Below are 16406 nucleotides of genomic sequence, written 5' to 3' on the forward strand. Positions count from 1 at the left end.
ATCACTCCTTTGCCGCTGCCGATCATTCCGCCGCGGCGTTGGGGGAAACCCTCAACCCATCGCCGGACTTGCCCGCACCGGGCGTCTGACGGCGCATCAGTTCGTTCAGCGCGAGATAGGGGACGGTCCCGTTGGCACCGCCGGCACCCTGCGCCGCAGTATCGATCAGCACCTTGTCCATGCCGCGCATCACCTCCTCCATCGTCTCGAGGTAGATTCGGCGCGTGGTCAGTTCCCTCGCCTGGGAATATTCGTTGAGAACGGAAATGAAGCGCTGCGCATCGCCGCTGGCGATCGCGACCTTCTCCTCCTTATAGGCCTCACCCTCCTTGATCAGCCGCTGGGCATTACCTTCCGCCCGTTGGGTGATCTCGTTGTAGTAGGCCTGGGCCTCGTTGACGGCACGCTCGCGATCAGCACGGGCGGCCTGCACGTCGCGGAACGCCTCGATCACCGATTGCGGCGGATCGACCTGCTGCAGCTCGACTTGGGTTACCTCGATTCCGGCGCCATAGCTGTCCAGGATGCCCTGCATCGACTCCACCGCGCGCGCCTCGATTTCGGCCCGCCCCTGGGTCCGGGCGCGCTCGAAGGGGGTCTGGCCGACGATCTCGCGCATCGCGCTTTCGGCGACGCTCTTTACCGTGGCCTCGGGATCCGCGATGTTGAAGAGGTACTGGCCGGCATCCTTGATCACCCAGAACACGACGAACTGGATGTCGATGATGTTCTCGTCGCCGGTCAGCATCAGGCTCTCGGCCGGAATGTCGCGCGCGGACGCGCTTCGTCCGTTGCCGTCGAATCCCGAACTGAAGCCGACCTCGGCGCGGTTCACCCGCGTCACCTTCGGCGTCTCGACGGAGCCGATCGGCGCCGGCAGGTTGTAATTCAGGCCCGGCTGCGTAGTCGCCACCCATTCACCGAAGATCAGGGCGACGCCCTGCTCATTCGGCTGGACGCGGTAGAAGCCGCTGGCAAGCCACAGCGCAAGCGCTATGACGGCAATGAGCAACAACCCCCGCCCGCCGCCGAAGCCGCCAGGGAGAATGCTCCTGAACCGATCTTGGCTTTTGCGGAGAAGATCTTCAAAGTCGGGTGGCCGTTGCCCGGAGGGACCGCGCCCCCAGGGACCTTGGCCACCTCCGCCACCACCCCAAGGACCGCCGCCGCCGCCGCCTTGATTCTGCCAGGGCATAATCTGAATTCCCGTTCAAACGCGGACGACCACTATCCCGAGAGATCTCCTTCCCAACGGAAAGCGTTCGCCCTATATGACAGCCGGCACAATAGCGCACCCGGCCAGAAATGCACCCAGCATATTGGGGACACAAAGGAGTTTTCAAGAATGGCCCACCTCACCGAGAGCCAGGTTCTCGATGTTCTTCGCACCATAAAGGACCCGGACCGGTCCGGCGATCTCGTCAGCCTGGGCATGATCTCGGGCCTGGTCGTGAAGAACGGGAATGTCGGCTTCGCGATCGAAGTGGACCCTCGCCGCGGACCGCAGCTCGAACCGCTGCGCAAGGCGGCCGAGCAGGCCGTCGGGGCGCTCCCCGGCGTGCTGTCGGTAACGGCCGTGTTGACGGCCCATCGCGAGGCACCCGCCGGCGGCGCGCAGCAGCAGCCCGCCGCCGCCCCCGCTGCGGCGGGTCACGGCGGCAAGGCCCTGGTGCCTGGCGTCCGCTCCATCGTTGCCGTCGCGAGCGGTAAAGGTGGCGTCGGAAAATCGACCTGCGCGGTCAATCTCGCGCTCGGGCTGGCGGCCCAGGGCCTGCGGGTCGGCATGCTCGACGCGGATATCTACGGGCCTTCGCAGCCGCGCATGATGGGAATCGGCGGCCGGCCGACCTCGACCGACGGCCGCACGCTTCAGCCGATGCAGAACTATGGCGTCAAGGTGATGTCGATGGGCTTCATGGTCGCCGAGGACACGCCGATGATCTGGCGCGGACCGATGGTGATGAGCGCGCTGCAGCAGATGCTGCGCGACGTCGACTGGGGCGAGCTTGATATTCTGATCGTCGACATGCCCCCGGGTACCGGCGACGCGCAGCTCACCATGGCGCAGCAGGTGCCGCTCTCGGGCGCGGTCATCATCTCGACGCCGCAGGACATCGCGCTGCTCGACGCGCGCAAGGGCCTGAACATGTTCCGCAAGGTCGACGTGCCGGTCCTCGGCATCGTCGAGAACATGAGCTACTTCGCCTGCCCGCATTGCGGCGAGCGCAGCGATATCTTCAGCCACGGCGGCGCCCGCCGCGAGGCTGAAAAGCTCGGCACCGAGTTCCTCGGCGAGGTGCCGCTCCATATGGAGATCCGCGAAACCTCCGACAGCGGCCGGCCGATCGTCGTCGCCCGGCCGGACAGCGAGCATGCGAAAACCTACCGCGCGATCGCGGCCCGCATCTGGGAGAAAGTTTCCGCCGGCCTCTCCGGCGGCCAGCGCCAGGCGCCACGGATCGTGGTGCAGTAGATCGATAGAGCGCACCGATCGCATCTCCCTCTCCCCTTGTGGAAGAGGGGGCCTCACTCCCTCCCCAGCACCGCCATCAGCTCGCGCCACTCGCGCTTGCCAAGGCCGCTCGACTCGATCGCAACCTGCTCGCCGGCGAGCATCCGCTTCACCACCTTGAGTGCGGCGGCGGATAGCGTCGCGGCGTGGAGGCGGTGCTGTAGGAAGGCCTCGTAGGTGATCGGGACCCAGCGCTTCACCACATCGAGCATCGCCTCGGCATAGACGCGGATCTCGTACTGCGCGTGTGGATCGGCGCGCAGCGACAGGAAGTGCAGCAGGTTCTGCAGATCGATCTTCCAGTACCACTGCGTATAGAAATTGAGCGGCAGGTTCATGCGCGCGAGCTCGCGGGCGAGGCCGGCGCGCCCTTCATCGATCGCGCTGCCGTCCTCGCGCTCGTTCAGCATCTCGACATAGTGGTCATAGCTGCGAATCGAATCCTCGCGCAGCAGATCCAGGACCCGCGCCGCATCCTCGCCTTCGAGAAGATCGCCGCGGCCCTGACGGTTGGCGGTGGATTGCGCGGCCAGATGCTCCGGCGCCGGGACATAGAACTCCTTGTCGAGGATGGAGTAGCGCGCCGAATACTCGTTCACGTTGGCAGTGCGGTGGCGGATCCACTGGCGCGCGACGAAGATCGGCAGCTTCACGTGGAACTTCATCTCGCACATTTCGAACGGCGTCGAGTGGCGATGACGCATCAGATAGTTGATCAGCCCGCGATCCTCGCTCACCTGTCTGGTGCCGCGGCCGTAGGAGACGCGCGCCGCCTGCACGACGGCGCCATCGTCGCCCATATAATCGATCACCCGGACGAAGCCGTGATCGAGAACGGGGATCGGTTGGTAGAGGATCTCCTCCAGCGCCGGTACGGTGGCACGGCGGGTCGGCTGGGCGTCGACGCGGAGCTGGTCGACGGCGGCTTGCTGTTCGGGAGTCAGGGGCATCGGTGCATCAGGTGATCGGAGGTGATTGGGAGGCGCACTTTAACCACTCCCTCCCCTCCACGCTAGCATCGGACGCAACCCCTTCCGATTCGCCGCGGTTGCACCTATATTACCCCTGTCGGGAAACCGACTATGGCAATAAACGCCTTATGGCATAAGCGTAGCGGACCCGGGGGCAGTACCCGGCGCCTCCACCAATTTCTCCGACCCGGCTTCTCGGCCCGACGGCCACGCCGAGTCGGCCCCCGAGGAAAATATCATCCCGGGGGCACCAATGGGGGCGAACCAGGATCGACGCGCGTGGTAAAGGTAAGGTTTTTGCCCGGCATGGTTCCGCCGTTATCGGGCCGTTTCAAAAGTGCCAACGACAACCGTATGGCTCTCGCTGCCTAACATTGTTAGGTAAGCGCGGTTCGGGGGGCGCCGGGCAACAGAAGCCCCCCACTTCGCATGGCCGTGAAGAACGCGTCCCGCGATCGGGGCGATGAAGAAACGACTGAGGATACGGGGAAACACCGCGAGGCATGTCGGAAGACCAGTTGAGATATGACAGGCTTGTCGAGGATGCGCTGCGCAGCGTCGTCCGCGAGGCGCTGCTGCAGGTGGCCGAGCACGGATTGCCCGGCGACCATCACTTCTACATCACTTTCCATACCAACGATCCGGGGGTGGAAATTCCGGAGGTGCTGCACGCGCAGTATCCGGAAGAGATGACTATTGTGCTGCAGCATCAGTTTTGGGGGCTCGAAGTCGAGGAAAAGGCCTTCGCCGTCACGCTCAGCTTCAACAATCGACACGAGCGCCTCTACGTCCCGTTCTCGGCGATCACCGCCTTTGCCGATCCGGCGGTCAAGTTCGGCTTGCAGTTCGAGGTTTCGGAGGCGGACCTTCGGATGGAGACGCAGACGACCGCGGGCGCGGGGCAGCCAGACGCCGATGCCGCCGAGTCGGAAGGCGACGATGATCAGAAGAGCGCCGAGGTCGTCACCCTCGATGCGTTCCGAAAAAAGTAAGCCTTCCTGAAAGTCGCCACCGCCGCTGAGAAAGCGCCGAAGACGTCGACCCGCGTCGGCTCCCAGCCGAGGTTCCGCCGGGTCTTCTCGCTGCTCATCCGCTGGTCGAGGGCATAGCCGCGCGCCCACTCGCCCAGCTCGACGACGATCTCCTCAACAGGCCGCACTAGCGGCGCCTCGTCGCCGCATCCGAACCGGCGGGCAATGCCCCGGGCGATCTCACCGACCGGAACGCCAGACATCGACGCCCCGTTATAGGCGGCGCCCGGTAGCCCTCTCTCCAGCGCGCGCATTGAGGACCGCCAAGTCCTTCCTGTGCACCAGCGGCCACCGGATCGTCTCGCCGCCGACCACCCGCACCCGCCCGAGTCGTCTCGCGTCGTCGGCGAAGCCGGCCAACACACCACCGCCGTCGCCCCATAGGAGAGCCGGATAGAGCCAGCAACCGCCGGTATAGAGCAACGTCGGACTCCGTCCGCTCGCCCGCAACCGCGGCAGAAACGCCTCCACGAGCGCTTGGTCGACGACGCCCATATCGTCGGTGAACGTGGCCGCGGCATGCACCACGGCGTCAACCCTCTCGACCGCCTCGCCTAGCCATTGCTCCGGATCGCGAATGTCGCCAGACAGGGACCGCGCGCCCATGTCGCGCAGGCGACCGGCTGAGGCAGCGGACCGCACCAGCGCCGACACCTCATGCCCGCGCCCGACCAGGCATTGGACAACGGAGGCGCCGACCGCCACCGTTCCACCAAGAATCAGAACTCTCATGCACAACTCACGTCGCGGGATGGTTTGTGCCGATCCGCCATGAGAACTTTTTCGTGAAATCGGGTTTCAGTTTGTGGCGAACTTTGGAAACGCGATATTGGCTATCGTCGCCGAGCTTTCGACTTTTCGAATGCTGTGGCACCGACGCCACAATCAGTGAAATTCTCCCCGGTTTCTCTCCCATTTCGTTTGACGCGCTCGCCAGGCCGATCTTATTCTATGCGCGCCTCAACGGAGGAGGACGTCGAATGATGCATGCCAACGGCAAAGGCTCCATCGCAGCCTGACGATCGATGTCAGAAGACGCCGGATTGGCGTCTGATCCTCCACGAACTCCAAATTTGAGTTCCGAGCTTCCGACTTCCTGCTGACAATCGACCCGGGCTCCGCCGCGTTTCGATCGGCCCATTGCTTCAGATGGGCCGCGGCAGGATTCCATCCGGTCTGACTCGATCCCTTCGCAACCGCAAACGATCACGCCCGGCGGGCCGATGAACGCGACCGCAGCTTGGCGTCGGCGCCCCGACTCCGTTTTCGCCGACCCGCGGGATGTGACGCCTCAAGGAAGGTGGGACATGATGACCGCACATCTGGCCATTCTCTCGTTCTTCATCGGCCGCCCGATCGGCCGTGCGCGGCCGGGCCGCGCCGTACCGCAAGTGGACGAGCGCCCTCGCGGCCGGTGGGCGGCGCTGCTACGGCGTCCCTGGCAGGAACGAGCGCCACCGCTGCATCGCCTGAACAACCACCTGCGCCGAGACATCGGCCTTCCGCCCTTGGACGAGCGGAACCGCTGGCCTCGGTGGTGATGAAAGGCCAGGGCGGCTGGGGCCGAGATGTCCCCAGCCGGGCCTACCAGACGGCAGGCCAAAAAAGAGCGGCGGCTCGGAAGAGCCGCCGCTCACGAGAAAGCGATGTCGGTGTGGTTAGGCCGTCTTGCGACGCCGGACCACGCCGAGGGCGACGAGGCCCGCACCGAGCAAGGCCAGCATCCCGGGCTCCGGGACGACCCGCGGCCCGGTGATTCTGAGATTGGTGCCGAACTCGGTCAGTCCGTTCTCGGTAGTCTTGAAACCGATGCAACCCGCCTCGAAGCCGAACAGACCGCACTCTGCTGCGCCGAGCGGCGCCAGCGCGTCCGCTCCGAAGAACAGTGTGTAGGTCTCTTCGAGGAAGTCGAAGCTGTACTCGGTACCGCCCGCGGCGACCAGCAGGAAGATGTCGTCGCAGGTGCTGCCCGACGGGTATCCGCAGGGCGACTCGTTTGCGGTCTCCATGAACAGGAATTCGAAGAACGCGTCGATCGGGCCCACCGAGCCACCCGCTGCCGGGCTGAACGGTGTGAGCGTCGCCTGGACGCTCAGCCTGCCGCCGGTGAGGAACTCATCCGCTCGATTGCTCGCAATCGGATTGTTCTCGTGACGGATTCCGGCGCCGGCCACCGCCGATCCGTTCGTCACTAGGTTGTTGCCGCTCACGAAGCTGTCGACTTCCAGCGCGCTGCGGTCGGTGAGAGAACCTGACGGCCATTCGAGCCGGGTCGCCCCGCCCAGGACCGGATTGGGATTGGAACCCTCGACCCCTACGGCCGGATCCCAGTCGGTGAAGGCGTTGTTGATCTCATAGCTCCAGGTGGCAATCACCGGGGCTGCGCTGGCCGAACCGGCCGCGCCGGCGACGAGCGCAAAGGCAAGCGCACCGCCCCCAGCGAGTTTCTGCCATTTCTTCATTAACTGTCTCCGTTCTCAAAAAGACCCAGTTCCGTTTCCTCTTTCGGAAGGCCTCGGGTCCTGCGGCTCATTCCCCGGCAGGCTTGAAGCAAGTGTCGTGCCAGATGCCCTTTCTTGGCCTGTTCTCCGGACGGGCAAAGGAGGCAGGCCACTAGTAGGGGGGACGCGGCGCGGATTTTCCTTGGAATTGTCAGGAATTTTGACAACGAAACGGCGCCCGACAAGGCGCATAGACCGCCTCCAGCTACGCTCACGTCGCGAAGGCAGGAAAGAAGCTTCAACTAATACAACATGTTATTGAATATAATTCTTAGAAAAGGCCTTGTAAATTCCCCTGACAATACTGCGGTTTGCCGCATAGAAGCGGCGTTCTACCGGCGGTATGAGTAGTATCAGGATGTCAAGGCCGCCTGCGACTCGTGACCGGCCGGTTGGCCGGATGCCTACTTGGCGCGCTTCCCTGCCGTCAGCGGATCCCATTTGCTGATCGTCTTCTTCGGCTTGGGCGCCGGCGGACCGGCTTGGCGACGCAGATCCTGCTCCTTCAGTGCTGTCGTGAATGCGGTGAAACGGCGCTGTAATTCCTGCCGCTCCTCTGGGGTCATGTCCTCATCCGGACGCCCTGAAAAGTCCGCCTCCCGCAGATCGGTCATCGAACCGCCCTCCTCTCGCAAAGCCGGCTGCGCCCAGTCTTGCCCGCATGGTCACTCGCAAGGGTTCATAATTCCTTATCGACCGTCTTTCCGACCTGCCCCACGTCCCTTTAACGCAGCGCCCTTTGGGGATAAGGTCTGCCATCGATCGGAGCCGGACCATGATGATTTTGCCTCCCGATGGCGGCTGCCTCTGCGGCGCCATACGATACCGGGTAAGCACCCCACCGCTGCAGGCGGGCTACTGCCACTGCCGCCTGTGCCAACGATCGACTGGCGCGCCCGTCCTTTCCTGGGCGTCGGAAATCTCGATCAATCTGACGACGCTCGACGAGCCCGCAGCCATCGTCCCCGACCACCATATCTGGACCAGCAGCCGAATCGGCTGGTTCGAGGTGGCCGACGATCTGCCGCGTTTCGCCGAGCGGGGCCCGGTATCCCCCAATCAGCCAAAGGAAACAGGACTCGGAGAATGACGGACCACCAGAAGATGCGCATCGAAAGCGATTCCATGGGCGAGATCGAGGTCCCGGCGGACCGCTATTGGGGCGCCCAGACGCAGCGCTCGCTGCAGAACTTCCGGATCGGTGGCGAGCGCATGCCGGAACCGCTGATCCGCGCGCTCGGCATCCAGAAGCGGGCGGCGGCCGAGGTCAATATGGAGTTGGGCGCCCTGGATCGGAAGCTGGGCGAGGCGATCGTTCAGGCCGCCGACGAGATCATCGCCGGCAAGCGGAACGAGGAATTCCCCCTCGTGGTCTGGCAGACCGGCTCCGGCACCCAGACCAACATGAACGCCAACGAGGTGATCGCCGGCCGCGCCAACGAGATTTTGGGACAAGGCCGCGGCGGGAAATCGCCGGTCCACCCGAACGACCATGTGAACCGCGGACAGTCCTCGAACGACACCTTCCCGACCGTGATGCACATCGCCGCGGTCCAGCAGATCCACGACACAACCCTGCCGGCGCTGAACCGATTGCGGGAGTCGCTGGCCGCCAAGGCGGACGCCTTCGCCGACATCATCAAGATCGGCCGCACCCACCTGCAGGACGCAACACCGCTGACCCTGGGGCAGGAGTTCTCCGGCTATGTCGCGCAGGTCCGCAACGGCGTCGCCCGCATCGAGGCGACCTTGCCGCGCCTCTATGAACTGGCGCAGGGCGGCACCGCCGTCGGCACCGGCTTGAACGCGACCGCCGGCTTCGCCGAACTCTTCGCCGAGAAGGTCGCCGAGATCACCGGTCTGCCCTTCGTCACCGCCGAGAACAAGTTCGAGGCGCTGGCCGCCCATGACGCGATCGTCGAGGCATCGGGCGCCTACAATGTGCTCGCCGCCTCGCTGATGAAGATTGCCAACGACATCCGCCTCGCCGGATCGGGTCCGCGCTCGGGGTTGGGCGAGCTGCTGCTGCCGGAGAACGAACCGGGCTCGTCGATTATGCCGGGCAAGGTGAACCCGACCCAAGCCGAGGCGCTGACCATGGTGGCGACCCAGGTGATGGGCAACCACACGACGGTCACCGTCGCCGGCAGCCAAGGCCATTTCGAGCTGAACGTCTTCAAGCCGGTGATGATCTACAACCTGCTGCAGTCGGGCCGGCTGATCGCCGATTCCTGCCGCAGCTTCGCCGAGAACTGCGTCGACGGAATCGAGCCGAACCGGCCGCGCATCCGACAGCTCCTCGAGCAGTCGCTGATGCTGGTGACCGCGCTCAACCCGCATATCGGCTACGACAACGCCGCGAAGGTGGCGAAGAAGGCTCATGCGGAGGGCTCGACCCTGCGCGAGGCCGCCGTCGCGCTTGGCCTGCTCGAGGTCGAGGCGTTCGACCGTCTAGTGAAGCCGGAGGATATGCTCGGGCCGAGGCGGTGAGGCCCATTCAATGAAGGGCGCCGCCGACCGCCGGCTCCGCAAGCGTTCCGTCCTTCTCGCCGGCCATCGGACCAGCCTGTCGCTCGAGGCGGCGTTCTGGGACGCGCTCAAGGAACTCGCGACCGCCCGCGGGCTCTCGCTCAACCGGCTGATCGAGGAGATCGACCGCGCCCGCTCGGCCGACGCCATGCCCGGCAATCTGTCGAGCGCGGTGCGGGTCTTCGTCCTCGATGCCGTGCGGGCGTCGGCCTCCTATACCAACAGCCGAAAAGATTGACTCGCTTTGACAATGCAGGGACGGGTTCCAAGCCCGCCGCTACTCTCGACCCGGCGACGAAGGAGCGGCCCCAGAAGGTCGTCCCGCGTCATCCGCTGAGCAGCGTCTCCTCGAACGGGAAGGTCGACAGCAGTTCGACGCCGGTCTCCGTGATGAGAACCTGTTGCTCGAGCTTGACGCCTTCGTTCCCGGTATCCGCGCCGATGTAGCTCTCGACGCACACCGTCATGCCGGCCTCCAGCACGCCGTCATAGGCCAAGCCGTCGGTGAAGGCGTCGAAGTGCGGGATCACGGGATACTCGTCCGCCATGCCGACGCCGTGGACGGTCGCGGAATAGCGGCGCGCCCAGTAGACATCGGGAATCCGCCACGCCTTGTCGGCGTACTCGCGGAAGCTGACGCCGGGCTTCAGCAGCGCCATGTTGGCGTGGACCTGCTCGTAGGCCAAGCCATAGAGCCGGCGCTGGTCGTCGCTCGGGCGGCCCGGTCCGCAGAAATAGCTGCGGCTGATATCGGCGCAGTAGCCGAACGGTCCGATCAGGTCGGTGTCGAAGCTGACCAGCTCGCCCGCACGGATGACCCGATCGCTCGACTCCTGGAACCACGGGTTCGTGCGGCCGCCCGATGTCAGCAGCCGCGTTTCGATCCATTCGCCGTCCATGGCGATGTTGGTGGCGTGGAGAATGGCCCAGAGCTGGTTCTCGGTGAGCCCGGGTTCGAGCGCCTGGCGCATGCGCGCCATTCCGGTCTCGCAGACGGAGATCGCCACATTCATGCAGGCGATCTCGTCGGCCGACTTGATCGCGCGGGCGCGCTCGAGCGGGGCCTGGCCGTTCTTGACCTCGATGCCGAGCGCCGCCAAAGCGGCCGTTCCCTCGGGATCGCAGTGATCGAGCGCGAGCCGCCGGTTGCCGCCGCCATGCGCCGTGACGAGATCGGCGATCTCGGCGGCCCAGAGCTTGGCCCGCTCGTCCACGCGCGGGCCGGCGGCGAAGTAGTACCAGGGCTGCGTCGGGCGCACCTCGGCGATGGTCTCGAGCCCGTCGCTCAGATGGTCGCAGCCATGGAAGTCGAACAGGATGATCGGTCCCTCGGTCGGGATGAAGCAATAGCGCGCCGCGTTGTGGAGCGTCCACACGGTCATGTTCCGGCTGCCGGTGGCATAGCGGATGTTGATCGGATCGAAGAGCAGAGCACCAGCATAGTCGAGGTTCCGGAGCTGTTCGCGCACACGACCCAGGCGATAGGCCCTCAGGCGGACCATGTCGATGTCGGTGCGGGTGTCGGTCAGGCCAGCGCCCGGCGTCTTGCGGGCGCGGTCGATCGAGCGGGCGAGGCCAACGGACTCATCGCGTGGCACGGGATGGTTCTCCAGGGTTGGTGTGGGGATCGACGAGGTCCACGGTTCCGAGGGTTTAACGGTCGCTGCCGCATCGACAGGTGCGGTGATTCATGGCCGATTCATGGCCGACGGCGGGCGATACCGCGCCGAACGCGGATCGCCCGTCCGCGAAACCGCCATCATGCGCGGCGATGGCGAACACGCTCCCCTACGCTTCCAGGGACCACTCCTCGCAGAAAACATAGAGGGTCGGGTGCATTCGAAAGCCCTTCACCCGCTTGTCCATGGGAGCGAAGACGGCGCGCCAGAGCGGGATGATGGCCGGGCCTTCCTCGAGCATGAGCGTCTCGATCTCGGCCATGACCTCGCGCCGCTCGTCGAGATCGAGAATGCCCTCGGCCTTTGCCAGCAGCTCGTCGAAGCGCTTGTTCGAAAAGTGAGTCTCATTCCACGGCGCTCCCGTTCGGTAAGCCAGCCCCAGAACCATGATCCCAAGCGGACGGTGCGACCACTGGGTGAAGGCGAAGGGAACGTTCGGCTTGTTCCAAATCTCCCAATACTGGGCCGAGGGGATGAGGTTGATCTTCACCCTGGCTCCGGCCTTCTCCCACATCTGGACCATGGCCTGCACGCAGATCGGCTCCCATTCGGGGTCGCCCTTGCAGACGATCTCGGTGTCGAGGCCGTCCGGATAGCCCGCCTCCGCGAGCAGTTTCCTGGCCCCTTCGGTGTCCTGCTTCATGAAGCCGACATCGGCGTACTCCGGATGCACCTCGGCGACATGGTGATGCTCGCCGGGGCGTCCCAGGCCCAGCTGCGCGACCTGCAGCAGCTTCTCGGTATCGAGCGCCATCCGCATGGCCTTGCGCACCCGCGCGTCGTCCCAGGGCTTGTGGCTGGGCTGCATCCGCGCAACCGCCGTGTCCGCGGTGACGACGGAATGCAGCTCGACGTTCGGCAGCTTCTGCAACGCCGAATACTGGGCGGTGGACCCCTCCAGGAGACCGTGAACCTGGCCGGAGGCGAGGGCCGCCACCTGTGCCGCCGCATCATCGCCATGATCGATGAATTCGACTGTCTCGATCGCCGCCGGCTTGCCCCAATAGCCGTCGCGCCGCTTCAGGACGGCCTTCTTGCCGACCTCGTACTCGGTCAAGGCGTAGGCGCCGGTTCCGATCGAGCCGACGCCGAAGGCGCCGTTCTCGCTCGGATGGATGATGAGCGCCGGGTAGTGGAACAGATGCTCCGGCACGGCAAGCTGCGGCGAACGGGCGTTCAGGCGGATGGTGTAATCATCGACTTTCTCGATCGCGTCGGCGTTCCACAGGGCCGTGCCCTCATCATTCATCAGATAGCCTTGGACCAAGCCAAGAATCGACGAGCCGACCTTCGGGTCGACCCAGCGCTTCATGTTCCAGATCACATGCTCGGCGGTGAGCTCGTCGCCGTTGGACCACGTGATCCCCTTCTTCAGGATCAGGTCCCAGGTCTTCAAATCATCGCTCGCCACCCATTTCTCGAGCAGCCACGGCTCGGTTACGTTGTCCGGACCGGTCCGGGTCAGATAGTCGCAGACTTGCCGCGTTATATTGGAGTCCTGAACCCAGGAATAGGTATGTGGGCTTTCGAGCGGCATGACGCGCATGGAAATGCGTATCGTCCCGCCATCCGCCGCGCGGGCCGGCGCGACCATGCCCTGTTCCGGCACGCCCGCCAGCGCATAGGCCGCCGTCGCCGAAAGCCCCAGAAGGGTTGAGGTCCGGAGAAATTCCCGCCGGTCCAGCTTGCCCGCCTCGAGCTGATCGACCAGCGTCGGCAGGTAGGAGTGAATCGTCTTCAGATCCTCGGCCATGTTTCTCTCCCCGTCAGTTTATTGGCTCTGTTTCGAAGGCTACCGCCGACGGCGCGCGCTGAAGCGTCTCCGCTCCAGCCATTCAGGACGCCGTAGTCAATGCCCCATCTCCGTCAACACCGCATGCAGGGTTTCAACCAAATAGCTTGCGTTCTGACTCGAGAACGGCAAGGGCGGCTTGATCTTCAGGATGTTGAGATGCGGGCCGTCGGTGTTCAGCATGATGCCGTGTCCCAACATCCGCTGAACGACCTCATCCGCGGCCGCGGTCGCCGGCTCCAGGCTCTCTCGGTCCTGGACCAGTTCGACGCCGAGGAACAGGCCGCTGCCCCGGACCGCGCCGATGAGAGGGTGACGTTCCATCAAGGATTCAATTTCGGCCTTGAGATGCCCGCCCACCTCGGCGGCTCTCGCCTGCAGCGCCTCGTCGCGGATCACGTCCAGCACCGCCAGCCCGACCGCGCAGGCAACGGTGTTCCCGCCGAAGGTGTTGAAGTACCCCATTCCGTTGTGGAACGATTCGCCGATTTCCGGCGTCGTCACGACCGCGCCCAGCGGATATCCGTTGCCGATCGGCTTTCCGAGCGTGATGATGTCGGGGATGACGTTCTGTGTCTCGAAGCCCCAAAAATGAGAGCCGATGCGGCCGAAGCCGGTCTGGACCTCATCGACGATGCAGATCCCGCCGGCCGCGCGCACCGAACGGTAGACCGCATCGAGGTAGCCGGCGGGAATCAGCGACTGCCCGTGCAAGGACAGCAGCGCCTCGGAGAAGAACGCCGTCGGCCGCCTGCCCCGTTCTTCTATCTCAGCGAGGACGCGCCGCACCTCCTCAGCGTATTTTTGTCCGACCGGGGCATCATATCCCCTGTATGTCCCCCGATACCCGTCAGGGTAGGGCACCTTATGGACGAAGGGCCGTGCACCCGTCCCGCCCGGCCCGTCGAACTTGTAGGGGCTGATTTCGACGACCGCGCTGGTCTGGCCATGATAGGCGTAGTCCAGAACGACCACGTCCTGCCGGCGGGTATGCGTTCTGGCGAGACGGAGCGCCAGATCGTTCGCCTCGCTGCCGCTGTTCACGAAAAAGCAAACCCGCAACGGATCGGGCAGCATCGCACACAGGCGCTCTGCGTACGCGACGAGATTGTCGTGCAGATAGCGCGAGTTGGTGTTCAGGACCGCCATTTGCCTGTGGGCCGCCTCCACCACCCGCGGATGGCAGTGTCCGACATGCGCCACGTTGTTGACGCAGTCCAGGTAGGCGCGGCCCTCCTCGTCATAGAGATACTGGGCCCGTCCTCGGACGATCTTCAGCGGCGCCTGCGGGTAATGCACGCCCATCGCCTTGCTGAGATGCCGGTCCCGCAGCGCGAGAATCGTCTTTTTGTCCCGGCGCTGTCCCGATGGTGGATCGCACGCCGCCTCGAAGCGGCCCAGCACCATGACCGGGTCGATCCGGCGCAGGCGGGCCAGCGCCTCCCAGACCGCCCGCTCGCTGATCGACAGATAGTCGTTGTGCGGCTCGCAGGCCCGCTGATAGGCGGACATCGACACGCTGATGCACAGGCGGATGCAGATCAGGTCGAAGAGGACATCCAGCTCCGCGGGCGCGAGCGGAAAGATCTCGTTGTAGCCGCGCAGCAAATGCGTCGCCGGCGTGATCGGATCCGGTCTCCCCAGCATGGTGAACGCGGCGACCACGGCCGGTTCGGCGACCGTGCAGGTGCGCAGCATATCGCCGAAATCGATGAGTCCGAAGCTTTGAAGGGCATCATCGCACCGCCCCCGGCACAGGATGTTGAAGGGGTTTCCGTCGTTGTGAATGACGCTTGTTCGAAGGGCGCTCAACCTCGGCTCGACGAGCCGCTCGAACCTGTCGAGAAAGTGCTCGACGAGGCCGATGCGCTCGGCGTCTTCGATATAGGTTAGTCGGGCGCCAATATCGCTCGCCCGTCTCACGTCCCACGGCAGGGCGCGCTCCATGGCCGGATGCGCGAAGTCTTGGAGCGCCCGATCGACATGCCCGAAGAAGCGTCCCAGATTCTCCAGGAAGGCCGGCGACTCGTCCCCGACCGCTTCCAGAATGTCGCCGCGAACGAACGTCAACATCCGCGCGAGGCTATCGCAGCCTTGCGGCCCGCGGGCGCGTGCGATCTCCTCACCGGACAGGGTACGGCAGAGACGCGGACAGGCGATCGCCGCGTTCTTTGTCGCCAAATGCGACAGCGCCTTGTTCTGAAGATCGAGCACATCCATCGGAACGGATGACGGCACGATCTTGAGAACGAATGCTCCTTGTTCGCTGGTGACAAGGAAGTTCTGGTTGGCCAGATCGCCGACGAGGCGCTGCGCTTTGCCCACGATCCCGTAGCCGTTCGCGGCGATTCGCGCCGCGTGCTCTTCCGAGAATGTCGCAGGTTCGGAATTCTGACCTGACGTTCCTAGCAATGGAAGTATCCCTGCGACCGCTTCGTTGCGAGGCCATCTCTTCTGCAGTTCCTAGCTCCTCTGCGGCGTCCTGCCGTCCAGCGTCAGCAGCGGCCCATAGAGGTCCGGCCGGCGGTCGCGGAAGAGGCCCCAGGTGGCGCGCTTCTCGCGGATCGCTTCCAAGTCGAAGCTCGCGGTGATCACCTCCTGGTCCTCGCTGCCCGCCTCGACGACGATCTCGCCCGTCGGCCCGGCGACGAAGGAGCGGCCCCAGAAGTCGGTCGTGCCGAACTCGCCGCTCTCCCGCCCGACCCGGTTGGCGGCGATCAGCGGAGTCAGGTTCGAGGCCGCGTGGCCCTGCATCGCGCGCTGCCAGTGGCCATGGCAGTCGGAGCCGATGCCCGTCGGGTAGAATAGGATCTCGGCGCCCAGCAGGCACATGATCCGCGCCGATTCCGGAAACCACTGGTCCCAGCAGACGCCCACCCCGATCGTGCCGTGCTGCGTCTTCCAGGCTTTGAAGCCGGTGTCGCCCTCGCTGGTGTAGTTCTTCTCGAAGCAGCCCGGCGGGCCGAGGGGGATGTGCGACTTGCGGTAAATGCCCAGTTCGCGGCCGTCGGCATCGAATACCATGATCGTGTTGTAGTAGGCGTTGTTCGCCCGTTCGAAGAAATTGACCGGCAGGACGACGCCGAGTTCCTTCGCCAGCGCGCCCATGCGCTTCAGGATCGCGCTGTCCTCGACCGTTTCGGCGAGCGCGAAATATTCCGGCTTCCAGTCCATGAAGGCGAAGAAATGGGTCGCAAACATCTCCTGCAGCAGGACGATGTTGGCGCCGCGCCGCGCCGCCTCGCGCACCACAGTCTCCGCCTTCTCCAGATTCGCCGCGCGGTCCCAGCCACACGCCATCTGGGTCGCCGCCACCGTGACGTTCATTCCCCTTTTCCTCCGTTACACGAAATTTATCTTGGATAAATGACACAACACGTTGACGAGGTCA

Annotated in this window: 16 protein-coding genes and 1 other RNA gene; 7 read left to right on the top strand and 10 right to left on the bottom strand. The window is 64.7% G+C overall.

Translation table 11 applies throughout. The annotated features are described in order from the left end of the window. Positions 1-22 precede the first annotated feature (22 nt). On the bottom strand, positions 23-1195 hold the full coding sequence (gene hflK / locus DT069_RS10030; protein ID WP_119460177.1) for an FtsH protease activity modulator HflK: 1173 nt from the start codon (positions 1193-1195) through the stop codon (positions 23-25). A gap of 150 nt (positions 1196-1345) precedes the next feature. Between hflK and apbC the strand changes: the two genes are divergently transcribed. After that, on the top strand, positions 1346-2473 hold the full coding sequence (gene apbC / locus DT069_RS10035; protein WP_119460178.1) for an iron-sulfur cluster carrier protein ApbC: 1128 nt from the start codon (positions 1346-1348) through the stop codon (positions 2471-2473). 53 nt (positions 2474-2526) lie between these two features. Here the strand turns inward: apbC and thyX are convergent, their stop codons facing one another. Beyond that, positions 2527-3462, bottom strand: coding sequence for an FAD-dependent thymidylate synthase (thyX, locus tag DT069_RS10040; RefSeq protein ID WP_119460179.1), 936 nt, complete (start codon positions 3460-3462; stop codon positions 2527-2529). A gap of 78 nt (positions 3463-3540) precedes the next feature. Here thyX and ssrA point away from each other — a divergent pair. Together ssrA and DT069_RS10050 are read left to right on the top strand one after the other, a co-directional pair. After that, positions 3541-3908: a transfer-messenger RNA gene (gene ssrA / locus DT069_RS10045) on the top strand. Between the two features lie 78 nt (positions 3909-3986). Beyond that, positions 3987-4475 carry an SspB family protein gene (locus tag DT069_RS10050; RefSeq protein ID WP_119460180.1) on the top strand — a complete coding sequence of 163 codons (489 nt, stop codon included), beginning with the start codon at positions 3987-3989 and terminating at the stop codon, positions 4473-4475. Here DT069_RS10050 and DT069_RS10055 read toward each other — a convergent pair. Continuing rightward, positions 4427-4717, bottom strand: a complete 291-nt coding sequence (locus DT069_RS10055; RefSeq protein ID WP_119460181.1) for a Rossmann-fold NAD(P)-binding domain-containing protein — start codon at positions 4715-4717, stop codon at positions 4427-4429. The genes DT069_RS10050 and DT069_RS10055 overlap by 49 nt on opposite strands. A gap of 10 nt (positions 4718-4727) precedes the next feature. Then, on the bottom strand, positions 4728-5246 hold the full coding sequence (locus DT069_RS10060) for an NAD(P)H-binding protein (RefSeq protein WP_119460182.1): 519 nt from the start codon (positions 5244-5246) through the stop codon (positions 4728-4730). Positions 5247-5821: 575 nt separating this feature from the next. Here DT069_RS10060 and DT069_RS10065 point away from each other — a divergent pair. Then, positions 5822-6055: a hypothetical protein gene (locus DT069_RS10065; protein WP_119460183.1), complete on the top strand. Its 234-nt coding sequence runs from the start codon at positions 5822-5824 to the stop codon at positions 6053-6055. A 117-nt stretch (positions 6056-6172) separates the two neighbouring features. Here DT069_RS10065 and DT069_RS10070 read toward each other — a convergent pair whose 3' ends face one another. Both DT069_RS10070 and DT069_RS10075 read right to left on the bottom strand, forming a co-directional pair. Beyond that, on the bottom strand, positions 6173-6976 hold the full coding sequence (locus DT069_RS10070; protein ID WP_119460184.1) for a THxN family PEP-CTERM protein: 804 nt from the start codon (positions 6974-6976) through the stop codon (positions 6173-6175). Between the two features lie 443 nt (positions 6977-7419). After that, positions 7420-7629: a hypothetical protein gene (locus DT069_RS10075; protein ID WP_119460185.1), complete on the bottom strand. Its 210-nt coding sequence runs from the start codon at positions 7627-7629 to the stop codon at positions 7420-7422. 161 nt (positions 7630-7790) lie between these two features. Between DT069_RS10075 and DT069_RS10080 the strand changes: the two genes are divergently transcribed. From DT069_RS10080 to DT069_RS10090, 3 genes are read left to right on the top strand one after another with little or no spacing between them, the layout of a single operon-like run. Beyond that, positions 7791-8105, top strand: a complete 315-nt coding sequence (locus tag DT069_RS10080; RefSeq protein ID WP_119460186.1) for a GFA family protein — start codon at positions 7791-7793, stop codon at positions 8103-8105. Continuing rightward, on the top strand, positions 8102-9505 hold the full coding sequence (gene fumC / locus DT069_RS10085; protein ID WP_119460187.1) for a class II fumarate hydratase: 1404 nt from the start codon (positions 8102-8104) through the stop codon (positions 9503-9505). Before DT069_RS10080 ends, fumC begins: the two co-directional genes overlap by 4 nt. Positions 9506-9515: 10 nt before the next feature. Continuing rightward, positions 9516-9782, top strand: coding sequence for a ribbon-helix-helix domain-containing protein (locus DT069_RS10090; RefSeq protein WP_119460188.1), 267 nt, complete (start codon positions 9516-9518; stop codon positions 9780-9782). Positions 9783-9870: 88 nt separating this feature from the next. Here the strand turns inward: DT069_RS10090 and DT069_RS10095 are convergent, their stop codons facing one another. From DT069_RS10095 to DT069_RS10110, 4 genes are all read right to left on the bottom strand, one after another. Beyond that, positions 9871-11142 (bottom strand): M24 family metallopeptidase, encoded by a 1272-nt coding sequence (locus tag DT069_RS10095; RefSeq protein ID WP_425450141.1) that lies wholly within the window; start codon positions 11140-11142, stop codon positions 9871-9873. Positions 11143-11332: 190 nt separating this feature from the next. Continuing rightward, positions 11333-12976: an ABC transporter substrate-binding protein gene (locus DT069_RS10100; RefSeq protein ID WP_119460189.1), complete on the bottom strand. Its 1644-nt coding sequence runs from the start codon at positions 12974-12976 to the stop codon at positions 11333-11335. A gap of 96 nt (positions 12977-13072) precedes the next feature. Continuing rightward, positions 13073-15340: an aminotransferase class III-fold pyridoxal phosphate-dependent enzyme gene (locus tag DT069_RS10105; RefSeq protein ID WP_162913110.1), complete on the bottom strand. Its 2268-nt coding sequence runs from the start codon at positions 15338-15340 to the stop codon at positions 13073-13075. Between the two features lie 138 nt (positions 15341-15478). Further along, positions 15479-16342 carry a carbon-nitrogen hydrolase gene (locus tag DT069_RS10110; RefSeq protein WP_119460191.1) on the bottom strand — a complete coding sequence of 288 codons (864 nt, stop codon included), beginning with the start codon at positions 16340-16342 and terminating at the stop codon, positions 15479-15481. Between the last annotated feature and the right edge of the window lie 64 nt (positions 16343-16406).

It is taken from the genome of Virgifigura deserti (genome assembly GCA_003576685.1).
Classification (GTDB): domain Bacteria; phylum Pseudomonadota; class Alphaproteobacteria; order Dongiales; family Dongiaceae; genus Virgifigura; species Virgifigura deserti.

Excerpts from the sequence above, each read along its gene's own strand:
- apbC (WP_119460178.1), top strand. The coding sequence starts at position 1,346 with ATGGCCCACCTCACCGAGAGCCAGGTTCTCGATGTTCTTCGCACCATA.
- DT069_RS10090 (WP_119460188.1), top strand. The coding sequence starts at position 9,516 with ATGAAGGGCGCCGCCGACCGCCGGCTCCGCAAGCGTTCCGTCCTTCTC.
- DT069_RS10075 (WP_119460185.1), bottom strand. The coding sequence starts at position 7,629 with ATGACCGATCTGCGGGAGGCGGACTTTTCAGGGCGTCCGGATGAGGAC.
- DT069_RS10110 (WP_119460191.1), bottom strand. The coding sequence starts at position 16,342 with ATGAACGTCACGGTGGCGGCGACCCAGATGGCGTGTGGCTGGGACCGC.
- thyX (WP_119460179.1), bottom strand. The coding sequence starts at position 3,462 with ATGCCCCTGACTCCCGAACAGCAAGCCGCCGTCGACCAGCTCCGCGTC.
- DT069_RS10060 (WP_119460182.1), bottom strand. The coding sequence starts at position 5,246 with ATGAGAGTTCTGATTCTTGGTGGAACGGTGGCGGTCGGCGCCTCCGTT.
- fumC (WP_119460187.1), top strand. The coding sequence starts at position 8,102 with ATGACGGACCACCAGAAGATGCGCATCGAAAGCGATTCCATGGGCGAG.
- DT069_RS10050 (WP_119460180.1), top strand. The coding sequence starts at position 3,987 with ATGTCGGAAGACCAGTTGAGATATGACAGGCTTGTCGAGGATGCGCTG.
- DT069_RS10055 (WP_119460181.1), bottom strand. The coding sequence starts at position 4,717 with ATGTCTGGCGTTCCGGTCGGTGAGATCGCCCGGGGCATTGCCCGCCGG.
- DT069_RS10100 (WP_119460189.1), bottom strand. The coding sequence starts at position 12,976 with ATGGCCGAGGATCTGAAGACGATTCACTCCTACCTGCCGACGCTGGTC.
- DT069_RS10065 (WP_119460183.1), top strand. The coding sequence starts at position 5,822 with ATGATGACCGCACATCTGGCCATTCTCTCGTTCTTCATCGGCCGCCCG.
- hflK (WP_119460177.1), bottom strand. The coding sequence starts at position 1,195 with ATGCCCTGGCAGAATCAAGGCGGCGGCGGCGGCGGTCCTTGGGGTGGT.
- DT069_RS10070 (WP_119460184.1), bottom strand. The coding sequence starts at position 6,976 with ATGAAGAAATGGCAGAAACTCGCTGGGGGCGGTGCGCTTGCCTTTGCG.
- DT069_RS10080 (WP_119460186.1), top strand. The coding sequence starts at position 7,791 with ATGATGATTTTGCCTCCCGATGGCGGCTGCCTCTGCGGCGCCATACGA.